The organism is Pseudomonas sp. P110(2024) (assembly GCF_057480795.1).
Window position 1 is genome coordinate 138,106 of the sequence record NZ_JBLIYT010000012.1, and the last position, 15,979, is coordinate 154,084.

General features: G+C 64.4%; 16 protein-coding genes. 7 read left to right on the plus strand and 9 right to left on the minus strand.

What is annotated here, in order from left to right:
• Window positions 1-186 precede the first annotated feature (186 nt).
• The 5 genes from AC25ND_RS19960 to AC25ND_RS19980 all read left to right on the plus strand — a co-directional run bounded on the left by AC25ND_RS19960 (window position 187) and on the right by AC25ND_RS19980 (window position 4,403).
• A complete protein-coding gene (locus tag AC25ND_RS19960) occupies window positions 187-1,347 on the plus strand; it encodes a D-alanyl-D-alanine carboxypeptidase family protein (RefSeq protein WP_062361950.1) in 1,161 nt (386 codons plus the stop codon).
• Between the two features lie 73 nt (window positions 1,348-1,420).
• Window positions 1,421-1,696, plus strand: a complete 276-nt coding sequence (locus AC25ND_RS19965; protein ID WP_011535839.1) for a DUF493 domain-containing protein — start codon at window positions 1,421-1,423, stop codon at window positions 1,694-1,696.
• Entirely contained in the window at window positions 1,696-2,343 is a 648-nt protein-coding gene (lipB, locus tag AC25ND_RS19970) for a lipoyl(octanoyl) transferase LipB (protein WP_028690391.1), read from the plus strand. Before AC25ND_RS19965 ends, lipB begins: the two co-directional genes overlap by 1 nt.
• A gap of 2 nt (window positions 2,344-2,345) precedes the next feature.
• Window positions 2,346-3,362 (plus strand): lipoyl synthase, encoded by a 1,017-nt coding sequence (gene lipA / locus AC25ND_RS19975; protein ID WP_028690392.1) that lies wholly within the window; start codon window positions 2,346-2,348, stop codon window positions 3,360-3,362.
• Between the two features lie 102 nt (window positions 3,363-3,464).
• A complete protein-coding gene (locus tag AC25ND_RS19980; RefSeq protein WP_028690393.1) occupies window positions 3,465-4,403 on the plus strand; it encodes a S66 peptidase family protein in 939 nt (312 codons plus the stop codon).
• A 72-nt stretch (window positions 4,404-4,475) separates the two neighbouring features.
• Here AC25ND_RS19980 and AC25ND_RS19985 read toward each other — a convergent pair whose 3' ends face one another.
• The 5 genes from AC25ND_RS19985 to leuS all read right to left on the minus strand — a co-directional run bounded on the left by AC25ND_RS19985 (window position 4,476) and on the right by leuS (window position 10,467).
• Window positions 4,476-5,789, minus strand: coding sequence for a lytic murein transglycosylase (locus AC25ND_RS19985; RefSeq protein WP_028690394.1), 1,314 nt, complete (start codon window positions 5,787-5,789; stop codon window positions 4,476-4,478).
• Window positions 5,790-5,850: 61 nt separating this feature from the next.
• Complete coding sequence (arfA, locus tag AC25ND_RS19990) at window positions 5,851-6,015, minus strand: alternative ribosome rescue factor ArfA (protein WP_028690395.1); 165 nt, start codon at window positions 6,013-6,015, stop codon at window positions 5,851-5,853.
• A 102-nt stretch (window positions 6,016-6,117) separates the two neighbouring features.
• Window positions 6,118-7,155, minus strand: a complete 1,038-nt coding sequence (gene holA / locus AC25ND_RS19995; RefSeq protein ID WP_486976542.1) for a DNA polymerase III subunit delta — start codon at window positions 7,153-7,155, stop codon at window positions 6,118-6,120.
• 37 nt (window positions 7,156-7,192) lie between these two features.
• Window positions 7,193-7,798 (minus strand): LPS-assembly lipoprotein LptE, encoded by a 606-nt coding sequence (locus AC25ND_RS20000; RefSeq protein WP_028690397.1) that lies wholly within the window; start codon window positions 7,796-7,798, stop codon window positions 7,193-7,195.
• 62 nt (window positions 7,799-7,860) lie between these two features.
• Entirely contained in the window at window positions 7,861-10,467 is a 2,607-nt protein-coding gene (leuS, locus tag AC25ND_RS20005; RefSeq protein ID WP_486976543.1) for a leucine--tRNA ligase, read from the minus strand.
• 240 nt (window positions 10,468-10,707) lie between these two features.
• Between leuS and AC25ND_RS20010 the strand changes: the two genes are divergently transcribed.
• Window positions 10,708-11,022 carry a hypothetical protein gene (locus AC25ND_RS20010; RefSeq protein ID WP_028690399.1) on the plus strand — a complete coding sequence of 105 codons (315 nt, stop codon included), beginning with the start codon at window positions 10,708-10,710 and terminating at the stop codon, window positions 11,020-11,022.
• Between the two features lie 126 nt (window positions 11,023-11,148).
• Window positions 11,149-11,910 carry a YdcF family protein gene (locus tag AC25ND_RS20015; protein ID WP_062361959.1) on the plus strand — a complete coding sequence of 254 codons (762 nt, stop codon included), beginning with the start codon at window positions 11,149-11,151 and terminating at the stop codon, window positions 11,908-11,910.
• A gap of 145 nt (window positions 11,911-12,055) precedes the next feature.
• Here the strand turns inward: AC25ND_RS20015 and lnt are convergent, their stop codons facing one another.
• The 4 genes from lnt to AC25ND_RS20035 are packed head-to-tail and all read right to left on the minus strand — an operon-like array spanning window position 12,056 to window position 15,912.
• Window positions 12,056-13,573, minus strand: a complete 1,518-nt coding sequence (gene lnt / locus AC25ND_RS20020; protein WP_486976544.1) for an apolipoprotein N-acyltransferase — start codon at window positions 13,571-13,573, stop codon at window positions 12,056-12,058.
• 8 nt (window positions 13,574-13,581) lie between these two features.
• On the minus strand, window positions 13,582-14,421 hold the full coding sequence (locus AC25ND_RS20025; RefSeq protein ID WP_028690402.1) for a CorC family transporter: 840 nt from the start codon (window positions 14,419-14,421) through the stop codon (window positions 13,582-13,584).
• 26 nt (window positions 14,422-14,447) lie between these two features.
• Window positions 14,448-14,921 carry an rRNA maturation RNase YbeY gene (ybeY, locus tag AC25ND_RS20030; RefSeq protein ID WP_069016282.1) on the minus strand — a complete coding sequence of 158 codons (474 nt, stop codon included), beginning with the start codon at window positions 14,919-14,921 and terminating at the stop codon, window positions 14,448-14,450.
• Entirely contained in the window at window positions 14,914-15,912 is a 999-nt protein-coding gene (locus AC25ND_RS20035; RefSeq protein ID WP_028690404.1) for a PhoH family protein, read from the minus strand. Before AC25ND_RS20035 ends, ybeY begins: the two co-directional genes overlap by 8 nt.
• Window positions 15,913-15,979 lie beyond the last annotated feature (67 nt).

Sequence of the window (15,979 nt, forward strand, 5' to 3'; positions counted from 1 at the left end):
CACGCCGACCTGTCGGTTTGTTCATGAATTGCCGGGCAATGACATGTACAATGCCCGCTTTTGCCCGCAGCGGCATTACGTCGCACTGTCGGGCCAGGCCATCGGCCATAAAACTAGACTGACGGGGCGCTGGGCAAACGAACTTGCCCACGGAACATCAGACCATTAGCGATTTACGAGAGACGGATGAACATCACCAACCTTGCCAAACGACTTTGCCTGCCCGTTCTGCTGATGATCATGCCCGCTGCGTTCGCAGCGGAGCAGATGATGCCGGCACCACCGCAACTGGCCGCCAAGTCCTATGTACTGATGGACGCGTCCAGCGGCAACGTGCTGGTCGAGAACAACGGTGACGAACGCCTGCCGCCGGCCAGCCTGACCAAGCTGATGACCGCCTACATCGCCACCCTCGACATCCGTCGCGGTCAGATCGGCGAGAACGACCCGGTGACCGTCAGCGAGAACGCCTGGCGTACCGGCGGTTCGCGCATGTTCATCAAGGTCGGCAGCCAGGTGACCGTCAGCGACCTGCTGCACGGCATCATCATCCAGTCTGGCAACGATGCCTCGGTCGCCCTGTCCGAGCACATCGCCGGCAGCGAAGACGCCTTCGCCGACATGATGAACAAGACCGCCGCCGACCTGGGCATGGCCAACAGCCACTTCATGAACCCGACCGGCCTGCCGAACCCGGAGCACTACTCCTCGGCCCACGACATGGCCCTGCTGGCGCGCGCGATCATCAACGAAGATCCGGCGCACTACGCCATCTACTCGCAGAAAGAGTTCTTCTGGAACAACATCAAGCAGCCTAACCGCAACCTGCTGCTGTGGCGCGACAAGACCGTCGATGGCCTGAAGACTGGCCACACCGACGAAGCCGGCTACTGCATGGTCGCCTCGGCCGTGCGTGACGGCCAGCGCCTGATCGCCGTGGTGTTCGGCACCAACAGCGAGCAGTCCCGCGCCGCCGAGACCCAGAAGCTGCTGACCTACGGTTTCCGCTTCTTCGAAACCCAGACCTTCTACCAGAAAGGTACCGAGCTGACCCAGGCCCAGGTATGGAAAGGCGCGACCAATCAGGTGAAAGCCGGCCTGGCCAACGACCTGACCATGACCATGCCTAAAGGCCAATTGAAACGCCTCCAGGCTTCGATGACCATGAATCCGCAACTGACCGCTCCAATCGCCAAAGGTGACGTGATCGGCAAAGTGGAAGTCAAACTGGACGAGAAAGTGGTTCACAGCGCTGACCTCATCGCCCTCGACGGCGTGGAGGAAGCTGGTTTCTTCGGCCGTATGTGGGATAGCATCCGCCTGTTCTTCTACGGTTTGTTCAACTGATACGTGACCTGCACGCCCCCTTGAACCAGGCGGGGGCGATGTTGCTGCCACGGCTTACGAGGCCGTTTCCGCCATGAGCGAAGAAGACGTCAAGTCGCACAAGATCGAATTCCCCTGCGAGGACTACCCGATCAAGGTGATCGGCGACACCGTTGTCGGTTTCCGCGACACCGTGATCGAGATCCTCAGCAAGCACGCCAAGGTCGACCTGTCGACCCTGGCCGAGCGCCAGAGCAAGGAAGGCAAGTACACCACGGTACAACTGCATATCGTTGCCGAGAGCGAGAACCAGCTGCACGACATCAACAGTGCCCTGCGTGCCACCGGCATCGTGAAAATGGTGCTGTGATGTCCGGTGTGCTCGGTATTCGCGATCTTGGCCTGCAGCCCTATGAACCGGTGCTGGAGGCCATGCGCCGCTTTACCGAGCAACGCGGCCCGGACAGCCAGGACGAAGTCTGGCTGGTCGAGCACCCGCCGGTATTCACCCAGGGCCAGGCCGGCAAGGCCGAGCACCTGCTGATCCCGGGGGAAATCCCGGTGGTGCAGACTGACCGCGGCGGCCAGGTCACCTACCACGGCCCCGGCCAACTGGTGGCCTACCTGCTGTTGGATGTGCGGCGCCTGAGCATCGGCGTGCGCGAGCTGGTCAGCCGCATCGAGCAGACGCTCATCGACCTGCTCGCCAGCTACGGTGTGCAGGCCGCGGCCAAGCCCGATGCCCCGGGCGTCTACGTCGATGGCGCGAAGATCGCGTCCCTTGGCCTTCGAATTCGCAACGGTCGTTCCTTCCACGGCCTTGCCCTGAACGTGGACATGGACCTTGCGCCATTCCGCCGAATCAACCCCTGTGGGTATGCGGGGCTGGCCATGACCCAGCTGCGTGACCTGGCAGGCCCGATCGAACTCGACGAGGTCAGGACAAGGCTGCGCGGACAGCTGGTCAGGCACCTCGACTATGCTGAGCAGACGACCCTCACGGGCGGAATCGACTGATTATGACAACTGTGCAAGAAGCCGTGCCGAACCTGATCCCCACGCAAGACGTGACTCCGCGCCCTGCGCCCAAAAAAGTCGAGGCCGGCGTGAAACTGCGCGGCGCCGAGAAGGTGGCGCGCATCCCGGTGAAAATCATCCCCACCGAAGAGCTGCCGAAAAAGCCCGACTGGATTCGCGTACGCATCCCGGTTTCGCCGGAGGTCGACCGCATCAAGCAACTGCTGCGCAAGCACAAGCTGCACAGCGTGTGCGAAGAGGCCTCCTGCCCGAACCTGGGCGAGTGCTTCTCCGGCGGCACCGCGACCTTCATGATCATGGGCGACATCTGCACCCGCCGCTGCCCGTTCTGCGACGTTGGCCACGGCCGTCCGAAGCCCCTGGACCTGGACGAGCCGAAGAACCTGGCCATCGCCATCGCCGACTTGCGTCTGAAGTACGTGGTGATCACCTCGGTGGACCGCGACGACCTGCGTGACGGCGGTGCCCAGCACTTCGCCGACTGCATCCGCGAAATCCGTGCGCTGTCGCCGGGCGTCCAGCTGGAAACCCTGGTACCGGACTACCGTGGGCGCATGGACGTGGCGCTGGAAATCACCGCGCAGACCCCGCCGGACGTGTTCAACCACAACCTCGAGACCGTGCCGCGCCTGTACAAGGCCGCGCGTCCTGGCTCGGACTACGACTGGTCGCTGGACCTGCTGCAGAAGTTCAAGCAGATGGTCCCGCACGTGCCGACCAAGTCCGGCCTGATGCTGGGCCTGGGCGAGACCGACGACGAGGTGATCGAGGTCATGCACCGGATGCGCGAGCACGACATCGACATGCTGACCCTCGGCCAGTACCTGCAGCCGTCGCGCAACCACCTGCCGGTACAGCGCTTCGTGCACCCGGACACCTTCGCCTGGTTCGCCGAGGAAGGTTACAAGATGGGCTTCAAGAACGTCGCCTCCGGCCCGCTGGTGCGCTCGTCGTACCACGCCGATCAGCAGGCCCACGAAGCCAAGATCAAGCTCTGAACCGGGCTTGAGCGGGACATGCCGATGCGCGCCGGAAGGCGGCATCGGCATTTTTGTTTTTGAGCGATCTGTTTCAAGCGACAAGCTGCAAGGAGTGGCGCGATGAACTGCCTGGAAACTGCTGAATACCTGTTGCCCAAGGCCTTGCCTGACAACGCCTGCTTCGCCATCGTCGCACCGGCTGGGCCGGCGCGGCTGGATACCGACAAGGCCCGTCAATGGTTCGAAGAGCGTGGTCAGCAATGCCGCATCTACCCTGGAGTGCTGCAGGCGGACGGTTACCTTGCCGGCGGCGACGAGCAGCGCCTGCGCGACCTGCACGATGCGTTCAGTGCCCCGGATATCGACGCCATCCTGTGCATGCGCGGCGGTTACGGCAGCATGCGCCTGCTGGACCGCATCGACTTCGAACTGATCCGTCGCCATCCCAAGCCGTTGGTAGGTTACAGCGACATCACCGCCCTGCATTCGGCGCTCAACCGACATGCCGGGATGCTGGCCTTCCATGGCGCCATGCTAAATGCCGACCTGCTGGGGGGCAAGCTTGAGCCGACCGTCAGCTCACTGTTCGGGCAATTGCGGGGGCGTCTGGGGGCGGGCGATGCTATTGGCCATCCTGTCGAGTTCCCGCTCACCAGCGTGGTGCCCGGGGCTGCCAGCGGGCGTCTGGTGGGTGGCAACCTGTCGCTGCTCGGTGCCACGCTGGGGACGCTGGCGCAAGTCGATACCCAGGACAGCATCCTGTTTATCGAGGACGTCAACGAGCCGCTCTACCGTGTCGACCGGCTACTGACCCAGCTGCGCCTGGCCGGCAAGCTGGAAGGGGTGCGAGGAGTGCTGGTGGGGGACTTTGCCGGGATCACGGTGGCGGCGTTGACGCCGCTGCTGTTGGATATCTTCGGTCCGCTCGGGGTGCCGGTGCTGGCCGGGTGGCGCAGTGGGCACTGTGATCCGAATGTGTGCTTGCCGTTGGGTGCAAAAGTGCGGCTGGATGCCGAAGAGCAGAGTCTGGTGCTGTTGCAGGATCTGTTCAGGGGTTGAGATCGCTTGGGCTGCTTGGCAGCCCAATTCGGTCTGTACCGCGAATGGGGCGCAGAGCGCCCCCGCGTTCCTCTAGCGACGCAGGCTATCGAGCAGCTTGTGCGTCGGATACCCATCCGCTGGCCAACCCTGCGCCTGCTGGGCAGTGCGGATCGCCTTGCGGGTATTGGCGCCGATGATCCCATCCGGATTGCCTGCTTCATGCCCCTTGGCATTGAGCAAGGTCTGCAGCTCGATTCGTTCGCTGCGGCTCAATGGCAGGTCTTCTTTCGGCCAGCTGCCGGCAATGAACCCCCACCCGTAGAAGCGATCTCCCAGCAGGCTGACCGCCAGCGCGTAGGACGACGAATTGTTGTACTTGAGGATGGCGCGGAAGTTGTCCAGCACCAGGAACGCCGGCCCACGGGCGCCCGCAGGCAGCAGCAGGGCGGCGGACAGCTGGCTGCTGCCGGCGGGCAGCGTGGTACCGGCAGGCAGTTTCACGCCCAGCTGCAGCCATTCGCTGACACTCTTGCGCTGGCTGCCATCGGCCAGCCAGTAGTCGAAGCCGGCGGGCACCTGCACTTCGAAGCCCCAAGGCTGGCCACGCTTCCAGCCGGACGCCTGCAGGTAGTGCGCGGTGGATGCCAGGGCGTCGGCGGTGCTGTTCCAGATGTCGCGGCGGCCGTCACCGTCGAAGTCCACCGCGTGGGTAAGATAGGTGGTCGGGATGAACTGGGTCTGACCCATGGCGCCGGCCCAGGAGCCGCGCATCGCGTCGGGCTGGATGTCGCCGTTCTGCAGGATCTGCAGGGCGGCGATCAGCTGGTCCTGGGCGAACTGTGGGCGGCGGCCCTCATAGGCCAGGGTGGCCAGTGAGCGGATCACCGACTTGCTGCCCTGGAACTGGCCGAAGTTGCTTTCCATGCCCCATACCGAGACCAGGACCTGGCGATCGACACCGTAGCGCTGCTCGATGCGGGCCAGCAGCTCGGCATTTTGCTCGAGCAGTTTCTTGCCGTTGCGCACGCGCAGTGGCGACAGGGCGCCGTCCAGGTATTCCCAGACCGGGCGGGTGAACTCGGGCTGGCTGCGGTCGGCCTTGATCACGTCCATGTCCGGGGTGACGCCGAGGAAGGCGCGGTCGAACAGGTTGGCACTGATACCGGCCTGCAGGGCTTGCTGGCGGAAGCCGGCCTGCCATTGGGCGAAGGTCTGCAGGGGCTGGATTTCACTGCTTGCCTCGGGCGCGGTGCCGGGCAGGGTGACGACGGGAGCGGGCTGGGCGGGCGCCAGCGGCAGGGCGTCGGCGGCGGTGGGTTTCTCGGCGCAGGCGACGAGCAGGATGAAGCTTGTGGCCGCGATCAGCTGGCGGGGTTGCCAGCGGAGAGTGAGACGAGAGGGCATGCACGGATCCAGAATTGCAGGTCAGGTGCCGACCATACCATGCCTGCGCATTTCATGCCTTTCATGCCGCCATAAAGCAGGAAGCCTCCCAATCTCTCGATTGGAAGGCTTCGCGGCGGTAGCTGCCTTTGCCTTTTTCCGGCCGTTCCTGGCGGCAGCGGAACAGCGGTTGGGCGACGATGGACTTGGCCTTGTTGGGGCCGTGCTTTTTCGGCTTCTTGCTCATGGCGGGTTCCCGGTCTGGGTGGATGGCGGGCGCACTTTAGGCCTGTCGCGCTACGTGAGCCAATTGATTGTGTTTATGGCGGCGGACTGCCCGCGATGCGCTTTATTCGGCAGGCAGTGCCAAGCGCTGTCCGGCCATGAGCAGGGACAAGCGAGCCAGGCTGGTCCACGGCGAGCCCTCGGCCTGTCCCTTAATCTGCGCATCGATACGCTGGGCATCCTGCAGCAGCATGGCCCAGCGCTGCGCGGAGAGGCGCTGCAAGGCCTTGCTCACCAACGGACGACGTTTGTCCCACACCGGCGGGCGGGCCTGGCTGAATGCCTTGTCCAGCGGTACGCCCTGGCTGAACTGCTGTGCAAGCCCCGCCAGCAGGCGCAGCTCGCGGGCCAGGGCCCAGAGAATCACCGGCGGCTCCACGCCTTCGCCGCGCAACCCTTCGAGCATGCGCAAGGCATGGGCCGCCTCGCCGTTGAGAATGGCGTCAACCAGACCGAAGACATCAAAACGGGCACTGTCGGCGACGGCGGCCTGGACGGTCTCCACGGTGATCTGGTTGCCTTCGGCCAGCAGCTTGAGCTTTTCGATCTCCTGGGCGGCCGCCAGCAGGTTGCCCTCGACCCGAGCGGCAATCAGGTCGACAGCATCACGCTGGGCTGACAGGCCGGCCTGTGACAGGCGCTGGTTGATCCACTGCGGTAACTGCTGGGCGTCCACCGGCCAGATCTGTATGAACTGACAGTGCGCGCCTTCGATCAGCGCCTTGCCCCACTTGGTCTTCTGCGCGCTGCCGTCGAGCTTGGGCAGGCTGATCAGCAGCAGTGTGTCTTCGGCCGGATTGGCGCAGTATTCCATTAGCGCGGCGGCGCCCTTGTCGCCGGGCTTGCCCGAGGGCAGGCGCAGTTCCAGCAATCGGCGCTGGGCAAAGAGCGACAGGCTGGCGCCGGCCAGCAGCAGGTTGCCCCAGTCGAAATTGGCGTCGGCGCTGAACACCTGGCGTTCGTCATAGCCCTGCTGGCGCGCGGCGCTGCGGATGGCGTCGGCGGCTTCCTGGCACAGCAGCGGATCGTCGCCGCTGACGATATAGACAGGTGCCAACGGGCCTTGCAGGTGTTTGTTGAGTTGGGCGGGCGTGAGCTTCATGGGGAGAGGCGGGGCACCTCAGGTGCCCCGTTCAGGCTCAGGGAGCCGGGACTTCCAGTGGCGATTGCTGAGGTGTCTCGTCCTGGATACGCTGGGCTTCCTGCAGGGCGCGTGCCTCGGCTTTGGCGCGCTCGTCAGCCTTGCGCTGAAGGTCGTCCAGACGTGCCGGGGTAAGCTGCTGCAGGCGAACCATCATGCCCTGCACCAGGTCGCGACGCATTTCCTGGCGGACCTGCGCTGCCTCCTGGCCTGAGCCGTTGATGTTGTTGCCGTCATACACGTAGTACTTTTGCACTTGCAGCTTGTCTTCCAGCAGCACGGTGTCGTTCTGGCCTTCGACCACATAGTTCAGCACGGTGGTCAGCTCGTATTCGGCCGAGCGGTTACCGCCCGTGTAGGTCGCAGCGCGCTGGGTCTCCTGCTCATTGGTAAGCACGAGCTTGTATGGTGCACCGGCGTAGACCTTCACGCCGCTGTTCTGCAGCGTGCGGCGCAGTTGGGTGACGGTTTCGCCATAGGCGTTGCGTGCGCTGAGGTCCAGTTCCTTGATGGTCAGCTCGGTGGTGCCTGTGCCGCGCAGCTGGAAACCGCAGGCGCTGAGCAGGACAGCCAGGCCCATTACCAGCAGATTGCGTTTGATCATGTGTGTAGCTCCCTCGTGGACCGATTACGCCCGCCTGCAGGGTGTGCAGGCGGGCGTTGCCATCAGTTGGCGACGATGTTGACCAGTTTGCCCGGTACGACGATGACCTTGCGGATGGTCAGGCCGTCGGTGAAGCGCAGGACGTTCTCGTTGCTGCGGGCGGCGGCTTCGATGTCCTCGCGGCTGGCGGCGGCCGGCATTTCGACCTGGCCACGCAGCTTGCCGTTGACCTGCACCACCAGGGTCACGGTGTCCTGCACCAGGGCGCTTTCGTCGACGGTCGGCCAGGCCGCGTCGATCGCCGCCTGATCATGGCCCAGCGCCTTCCACAGCTCGTGGGAGATGTGCGGGGTGATCGGTGCCAGCAGCAGGGTGACGGCCTCGAGGCCTTCGTGCAGCAGCGCGCGGTCCTGGGCGGTGGCCTGTGGGGCCTTTTCCAGCACGTTCATCACGGTCATCACCTGGGCGATGGCGGTATTGAACTTGTGGTACTGGCCCACGTCGGTGCTGGCTTGCTTGATGGCGGCGTGGATGGCGCGGCGGATGACCTTCTGCTCGTCGCTCAGGGCGGCGATGTCCAGCGGGCCCGGCAGGCCCTGGGCCACATGGGCCTGGGCCAGGCGCCAGACGCGGCGCAGGAAGCGGCTGGCACCCTCGACGCCGGAGTCGGACCACTCCAGGCTCATGTCGGGCGGCGAGGCGAACATCATGAACAGGCGGCAGGTATCGGCGCCGTACTGCTCGATCATCGATTGCGGGTCGACGCCGTTGTTCTTCGACTTCGACATCTTCTCGGTGCCGCCGATTTCCACCGGCAGGCCGTCGGTCTTCAGGCGCGCGCCGATGATCTTGGCCTTGGCGTCACGCTCGACCTCGACGTCGGCCGGGTTGAACCAGTCCTTGCCACCGTTGCTGGCGACACGGTAGTAGGTTTCGGCGACGACCATGCCCTGGGTCAGCAGGTTCTTGAACGGCTCGTTGGAGGTCACCAGGCCTTCGTCGCGCATCAGCTTGTGGAAGAAGCGTGCGTACAGCAGGTGCAGGATTGCGTGTTCGATCCCGCCGATATACTGGTCCACCGGCAGCCAGTGGTTGGCGGCTTTGGGGTCGACCAGGCCCTTGTCGTAGTTCGGCGAGGCGTAGCGGGCGAAGTACCAGGACGACTCCACGAAGGTGTCCATGGTGTCGGTTTCGCGCTTGGCCGCGGTGCCGCATTTCGGGCAGGTGCACTCATAGAATTCGGGCATACGCGCCAGCGGCGAGCCGGCGCCGTCTGGGACAACGTTTTCCGGCAGGGTGACGGGCAGCTGGTCTTCCGGCACAGGTACGTCGCCGCAGGACGGGCAGTGGATGATCGGGATCGGGCAGCCCCAGTAGCGCTGGCGGCTGATGCCCCAGTCGCGCAGGCGGAACTGGGTGCGCGACTTGCCCAGGTCCTTGCGGATCAGCGCGGCCTCGATGGCGTCGAAGGCGCCCTGGAAGTCCAGGCCGTCGAACTCGCCGGAGTTGATCAGCTGGCCATGCTCGCCGTAGGCGGCCAGCCACTCGCTGCCGACTTCGTCGCCGACGCTGGTGCGCACCACTGCCTTGACCGGCAGGTTGTACTTGTGGGCGAACTCGAAGTCGCGCTCGTCATGGGCCGGCACGGCCATGACCGCGCCGTCGCCGTAGTGCATCAATACGTAGTTGGCGACCCACACCGGCAGTTTTTCGCCGGTCAGCGGGTGCTCGACGAACAGGGAAGTGGCCATGCCTTTCTTCTCCTGCGTGGCCATGTCGGCCTCGGCGACGCTGCCGCTCTTGCACTCGTCGATGAACGCCTGCAGCGCCGGGTTGCCCTGGGCGGCCTGGGTGGCCAGCGGGTGTTCGGCGGCGACGGCCACGTAGGTCGCGCCCATCAGGGTGTCTGGGCGGGTGGTGAAGACCTTCAGGGTGCCCGGGTGACCGATGCTGGCCTGGTCGTACGGGAACTGCACCTCCATGCCGCGGGACTTGCCGATCCAGTTGCGCTGCATGGTCTTGACCTGCTCGGGCCAGCCCGGCAGCTCATTGAGGCTTTCCAGCAACTCGTCGGCGTAGTCGGTGATGCGGAAGTAGTACATCGGGATTTCGCGCTTCTCGATCAGCGCGCCCGAACGCCAACCACGGCCGTCGATGACCTGCTCGTTGGCCAGTACGGTCTGGTCCGCCGGGTCCCAGTTCACGGTGCCGTTCTTGCGGTAGATGATGCCCTTCTCGAACAGGCGGGTGAACAGCCACTGCTCCCAGCGGTAGTAGTCCGGCTTGCAGGTGGTGACTTCACGCGACCAGTCGATGGCCAGACCCAGGCTCTTGAGCTGGGTCTTCATGTAGTCGATGTTCTCGTAGGTCCACTTGGCCGGGGCGACGTTGTTCTTCATCGCGGCGTTTTCCGCCGGCATGCCGAAAGCGTCCCAGCCCATCGGTTGCAGGACGTTCTTGCCCAGCATGCGCTGGTAGCGGGCGATCACGTCACCGATGGTGTAGTTGCGCACGTGGCCCATGTGTAGCTTGCCGCTCGGGTACGGGAACATCGATAGGCAGTAGTACGTGTCTTTGCCTGGCTGTTCGGTGACAGCGAACGATTGTTGCTCGTCCCAGGCATTCTGGGCGGCGGCTTCTACATCACGGGGCGTGTATTGTTCGTGCATGGCTACTTTGTATTGAGAGGAATAAGAGACATGTTCCAGGCAGCTCGACCTCGCTGCGTCCGGCACTCCGGTATCTTATGAGAGTGAACGCCGTAGCATACATGAGCGCCGCGCGTCGTGGGAAACCCTGATTGCATTGCCCGTCGCCCGGGCCGTTGGTCGCGGCGCCCGGTCGCTTTTGCGAGTGACGCTAAGCTCATCTGTGGGGGGAGATATTCTTACCTTCAATGAGGTGAACGGATGGGAGAGTCGCAACTAACCGCAAACAAGCCGGAGCTATATGAACGCCTGATCGACCGCCTTGGCCTGGCACTGGAAGTGGCCAGGACCTCGGTGCGATTGCGCGACGAGATGCCTGCCGAACTGGAGTTGCGTGGCCTGAGTCATGCCGAGTTCGAGGTCATCAAGGCCTATCTGGAAACCCTTCCGGAGAGCCGTTTTGCCAGTGCCGGTGCCTACCCGCAACCGGAGCCTTCCTCGGCCAGGATCGTCTGGCTCAAGGACCGCAAGCGCTCCGGCGCTCCAGCCAGCTCCAGGACGTTGCCGTTCCGATAGCCGTTCAGGGTTGCAGGCGCGGATCGACGCGCCGGTTTTACGCAATGCATGCATCGATCGGCGCCGGTTGCCCTTGAGGCCCGGTGCCGATCCTCTTAGGCTGCACGCCTTCCATGGAGGTGTGTGATGCCGCTGCGCTTTTTCATCAAACAATGGCTGATGCCGCCCGGCATCCTGTTCCTGCTGTTGCTGGCTGCCTGGTGGTGGCGCCGTCGCCGTCCGCGTCTGGCGGCGGCCTGTTTTGCCCTGGGCTTGGGGGGCTTGTGGTTGATGAGCCTGCCGTTGACTGTCGAGCAGGTTGCCCGGGCCCTTGAAACAGAGCCAGCGTTGAGGGCCGATGAATGGTCGAGTCTGGCGACCAGGGCCGATGCCATCGTGATCCTGGGGGCCGGGCGCGAGCGCGGTGATCCAGCGTGGGAAGGCACCGACCAGCCGACCTACATCGCGCTGGAGCGCATGCGCTATGCCGCCCAGCTGGCCAAGGCCTCGGGGTTGCCGGTGCTGACCAGCGGTGGCTTGCACTATGGCACGCCGCCCAGTGAAGCTCAGCTGATGGCTGACCGGCTGCTGGCCGACTTTGCTGTGAAGGTCACCTGGAAGGAGGAGGCTAGCCGTACCACCTGGGAAAACGCCGAGTTCAGCGCCAAGGTGTTGCAGCCACTGGGCATCAGGCGCGTGGTGGTGGTGACCCAGGCCTGGCACATGCAGCGTTCGCGCTGGAGCTTCGAGCGGGCCGGGTTCGAGGTGGTGTCGGCGCCGGTGGGCTTCCTCGGGCGCGATCATGCGCGACCGTTCGCCGGGTTGCTGCCGGAAAGCCGGGCCATGTGGCAGAGCGGGCAGTTGCTGAACGAGGCGGTGGGGTTGCTGGGGTATCGGTTGTTCTACTGATGTCCAGTGTACACACCCTCTGAGCGGCCTTGTGTCGCGAAAGGGCCGCAAGGCGGCCCCAGGATCTCATTGTCGACGCAAAGACCGCTGGGGCTGCTTCGCAGCCCTTTCGCGACACAAGGCCGCTCCTACAGGGGGGCGTCGATCAGACTGTCTTGGCAATCCGCCCGGCCAGCAGCGCCCAACCCAGCAATAGCACGCAGACGATCGCCAGCGGCCACGAGCGCCATTGCAGGTAGGGCGTCAGCTGTTGCATCGGCACCACTTCGCCGTACAGCACGCCCCGCTGGAACTGCGGGATTTGCGCGGTGATCCTGCCGAACGGGTCGATCAGTGCCGTCACGCCGTTGTTGGTGGCGCGGATCATCCAGCGACCGGCCTCCAAGGCACGCATCTGGGCCATCTGTAGGTGCTGCAGCGGGCCGATCGATGTACCGAACCAGGTGTCGTTGCTGATGGTCAGCAACAGGTCGCTGCGTGCGGCAAGGCTGGCGGCGAACTCGGGATAGACCACTTCGTAGCAGATGTACGGGGCGACCTGGTAACCCTTGGCCTGCAGCAGGGGCTGGTCCTCGGGGCCGCGGGCGAAGTCCGACATCGGCAGGTTGAAGAACTCGATCAGGCCGCGCAGCATGTCCTGCAGTGGCACGTACTCACCGAACGGCACAAGTTTCTGCTTGAGGTAGGTGCCGTCGCCTTCGCCGGTCACGGTGACGCCGTTGAAGTAGCGGCGCTGATGGCGGACCATCTGCCGCACCGGTACCCCGGTGATCAGCGCCGAGTGCCGTTCGGCGGCAAAGCTGCCCATCATGTCGATGTAGCCCTGGGCCTGGTCCTTGAGCACCGGCACGGCGGTTTCCGGCCAGACCAGCAGGTCGACGGGTTTCGAGCTGAAGCTCATGTCGCGGTACAGCGCCAGTTGCGCATTGACGTGCGCCGGGTCCCATTTCAAGTCTTGCTCGACATTGCCCTGCAGGGCGGCGACCTTCAGCGGATCGCCCACCGGCTGGGTCCAGGCATGGTCCTTGAGGGCCAGGCCGAGGATCCACGGCGCCACCAGCAACACCGCGCCGACCGCCAGGAACGAACGGCGTTCACGCAGGCGGTACAGGTTGCACAGCAAGGCGGCGCTCAAGGCCAGGACGAAGGACACCAGCCAGACGCCGCCCAACGGGGCGAGGCCGGCGAGTGGACCGTCGAGCTGGCTGTAGCCAGCGTACAGCCAGGGAAAGCCGGTGAGGAACCAGCCACGGAAGGCCTCCTGCAGCAACCACAGGGCGGCGAAGCACAGGGCATCGGCCAGTGGCGCCTCGTCGCGGCGCAGCCAGCGCGCCCAGAGCCAGGCGGGCAAGGCGAAGAAGAACGCCAGGCAGGCGAAGAACGCCAGCAGCAGGGCGATCGCCAGCAGTGGCGAGGCGCCCCCGTAGGTGTTCATGCTGACGTAGATCCACCAGGTGCCGGCGCCGTAGAGGCCGAAGCCGAAGCACCAGCCACGGCCCAAGGCCTGGCGCGGCGTCATTTCGCGCAGGCCGGCGTAGAACAGGGCGATGGAGAGGATGGCCAGCGGCCAGACGTCGAACGGTGCCAGGGCCAGCAGGGTGGAAGCGCCGGCCGCCATGGCCAGCAGGTTACCGGGCCAGCCGGGGCGGGTGATCCAGCGCATTTTCGTCCTTAACGGTTGATCGGGGTCAGGCGCAGCAGGTGTACCCGCCGGCTGTCTGCGTTGAGAATACGGAAGCGGTAGCCGCCGATCTCGGTGGTTTCATTGCGCTTGGGCAGATGGCCGAAAGCGCTCATCACCAAACCGCCGACGGTGTCGAACTCGTCATCGGAGAATTCGCTGTCGAAGAACCCGTTGAAGTTCTCGATCGGCGTCAGCGCCTTGACCAGGAAGTCGCCGCTGGGCAGCGGCTTGATGTAGCTGTCTTCCTCGACATCGTGCTCGTCCTCGATATCACCGACGATCTGCTCGAGCACGTCCTCGATGGTCACCAGGCCCGCCACGCCGCCGTACTCGTCGATGACGATGGCCATGTGGTTGTGGTTGGCGCGGAACTCGCGCAGCAGCACGTTCAGACGCTTGGACTCGGGCACGAAGGTGGCCGGGCGCAGCAGGTCCTTGATGTTGAAGCTGTCGCCGTTCTCCTTGAGGATCAGCGGCAGCAGGTCCTTGGCGAGCAGGATGCCGAGCACATCGTCATGGCTCTCGCCGATCACCGGGTAGCGCGAGTGCGCGGCGTCGATCACCGCCGGCAGGAACTCGCGCGGCGACTGGCTGGCCTTGATGCTGATCATCTGCGAGCGCGGCACCATGATGTCGCGCACCTGCAGGTCGGCGACCTGAATGGCGCCTTCGACGATGGTCAGCGCTTCGCTGTCGAGCAGCTTGTTCTGATGGGCTTCGCGCAGCAGCTCGAGGAGCTCCTGGCGGTTTTTCGGCTCATGGGCAAAAGCCTGGGTCAGTTTACCCAGCCAGGACTTCTGCCCGTTGCTCGATCGGTCTTCGCTCATGGCGGTTACTCGTGATCCTTGCAGTATCAGTGTGTGATTGTTTCGGTTTCGTCGTCGGCGTAAGGGTCCGGATGACCCAGTTCCGCCAGCAATTGCCGTTCCAGCGCTTCCATTTCCTCGGCTTCATCCTCTTCGATGTGGTCGTAGCCGAGCAGGTGCAGGCAGCCGTGGATGACCAGGTGCGCCCAGTGCGCCTCCAGGGCCTTGCCCTGTTCGGCGGCCTCGCGCTCGACCACCGGCACGCAGATCACCAGGTCGCCCAGCAGCGGGATGTCGAGCAGCTCGTCGGGCACGTCGGCGGGGAAGGACAGCACGTTGGTTGCGTAGTCCTTGTGCCGATAGGTGTGGTTCAGCTCGCGACCTTCGGCTTCGTCGACCAGGCGAATGGTCATTTCCGAGTCGGCGCTGCGCTGGCGCAGGGCAAGTTCGCACCAGCGGCGCAAGGCGGCGTCATCGGGGGTAGCGGCGTCCGTGGCCCGTTGCAGGTCGAGTTCAAGCATCTTTGCCGGGTGCCTCGGGCTTGGCCTGACGGGCGTCGAAGCGGTCGTAGGCTTCGACGATACGCTGCACCAACGGGTGGCGTACCACGTCCTTGGGCTGGAAATGGGTGAAGCTGATACCCGGGACGTCCTTGAGCACCTCGATCACATGGGCCAGACCCGACTTGGTGCCGCGGGGCAGGTCGACCTGGGTGATGTCGCCGGTGATCACCGCGGTCGAGCCGAAGCCGATGCGGGTGAGGAACATCTTCATCTGCTCGAGGGTAGTGTTCTGGCTCTCGTCGAGGATGATGAAGCTGTTGTTCAGGGTACGGCCGCGCATGTAGGCCAATGGCGCGATCTCGATCACCTGGCGCTCGATGAGCTTGGCCACGTGCTCGAAGCCGAGCATTTCGTAGAGCGCGTCGTAGAGAGGGCGCAGGTACGGGTCGATCTTCTGGGCGAGATCGCCGGGCAGGAAGCCGAGCTTTTCGCCGGCCTCGACCGCCGGGCGCACCAGCAGGATGCGGCGCACCTGTTCGCGCTCCAGCGCATCGACCGCGCAGGCCACGGCCAGGTAGGTCTTGCCGGTACCGGCCGGGCCAATGCCGAAGTTGATGTCGTTGGCCAGGATCTCTTTGACGTAGCGTTGCTGGTTGACGCCGCGCGGACGGATGTTGCCCTTGCGCGTGCGCAGCGAAACGCTGACTTCGTTGACCGCCGGGTTCTCGAGGGTCTCGACCGTCGACTCCTGGAGATAGAGATGGACCGTTTCCGGCGACAGGTCGGTGGCCTTGGCCTCGCGATAGAGGCGGCGCAGCAACTGTTCGGCGGCGAAGGTGGTCTTGGGTTCGCCAATCAGTTCGAATTGATTGCCGCGGTTGCGGATCTCGATGGCCAGGCGTTGTTCGATCAGGCGCAGGTGCTCGTCGAACTGGCCGCACAGGTTGGCGAAACGATGGGCCTCGAAGGGTTCGAGGATGAAACGATGGGGTTGTATGGGTGCGTTCAAGGTCGTTTTTAGCCGCTCGACGGCAATGAATGTGAACTCAAGAATAACCCTTGAGTGGCAGTGGCGA

What these genes read in the sequence shown, in the direction of transcription:
- AC25ND_RS20025 (WP_028690402.1), bottom strand. Translation starts at nt 14,421, where the DNA reads ATGAGCGAAGACCGATCGAGCAACGGGCAGAAGTCCTGGCTGGGTAAA.
- leuS (WP_486976543.1), bottom strand. Translation starts at nt 10,467, where the DNA reads ATGCACGAACAATACACGCCCCGTGATGTAGAAGCCGCCGCCCAGAAT.
- lipA (WP_028690392.1), top strand. Translation starts at nt 2,346, where the DNA reads ATGACAACTGTGCAAGAAGCCGTGCCGAACCTGATCCCCACGCAAGAC.
- arfA (WP_028690395.1), bottom strand. Translation starts at nt 6,015, where the DNA reads ATGAGCAAGAAGCCGAAAAAGCACGGCCCCAACAAGGCCAAGTCCATC.
- ybeY (WP_069016282.1), bottom strand. Translation starts at nt 14,921, where the DNA reads ATGCTTGAACTCGACCTGCAACGGGCCACGGACGCCGCTACCCCCGAT.
- AC25ND_RS20010 (WP_028690399.1), top strand. Translation starts at nt 10,708, where the DNA reads ATGGGAGAGTCGCAACTAACCGCAAACAAGCCGGAGCTATATGAACGC.
- holA (WP_486976542.1), bottom strand. Translation starts at nt 7,155, where the DNA reads ATGAAGCTCACGCCCGCCCAACTCAACAAACACCTGCAAGGCCCGTTG.
- AC25ND_RS20000 (WP_028690397.1), bottom strand. Translation starts at nt 7,798, where the DNA reads ATGATCAAACGCAATCTGCTGGTAATGGGCCTGGCTGTCCTGCTCAGC.
- AC25ND_RS19980 (WP_028690393.1), top strand. Translation starts at nt 3,465, where the DNA reads ATGAACTGCCTGGAAACTGCTGAATACCTGTTGCCCAAGGCCTTGCCT.
- AC25ND_RS19965 (WP_011535839.1), top strand. Translation starts at nt 1,421, where the DNA reads ATGAGCGAAGAAGACGTCAAGTCGCACAAGATCGAATTCCCCTGCGAG.
- AC25ND_RS20015 (WP_062361959.1), top strand. Translation starts at nt 11,149, where the DNA reads ATGCCGCTGCGCTTTTTCATCAAACAATGGCTGATGCCGCCCGGCATC.
- AC25ND_RS19960 (WP_062361950.1), top strand. Translation starts at nt 187, where the DNA reads ATGAACATCACCAACCTTGCCAAACGACTTTGCCTGCCCGTTCTGCTG.
- lipB (WP_028690391.1), top strand. Translation starts at nt 1,696, where the DNA reads ATGTCCGGTGTGCTCGGTATTCGCGATCTTGGCCTGCAGCCCTATGAA.
- AC25ND_RS19985 (WP_028690394.1), bottom strand. Translation starts at nt 5,789, where the DNA reads ATGCCCTCTCGTCTCACTCTCCGCTGGCAACCCCGCCAGCTGATCGCG.
- lnt (WP_486976544.1), bottom strand. Translation starts at nt 13,573, where the DNA reads ATGCGCTGGATCACCCGCCCCGGCTGGCCCGGTAACCTGCTGGCCATG.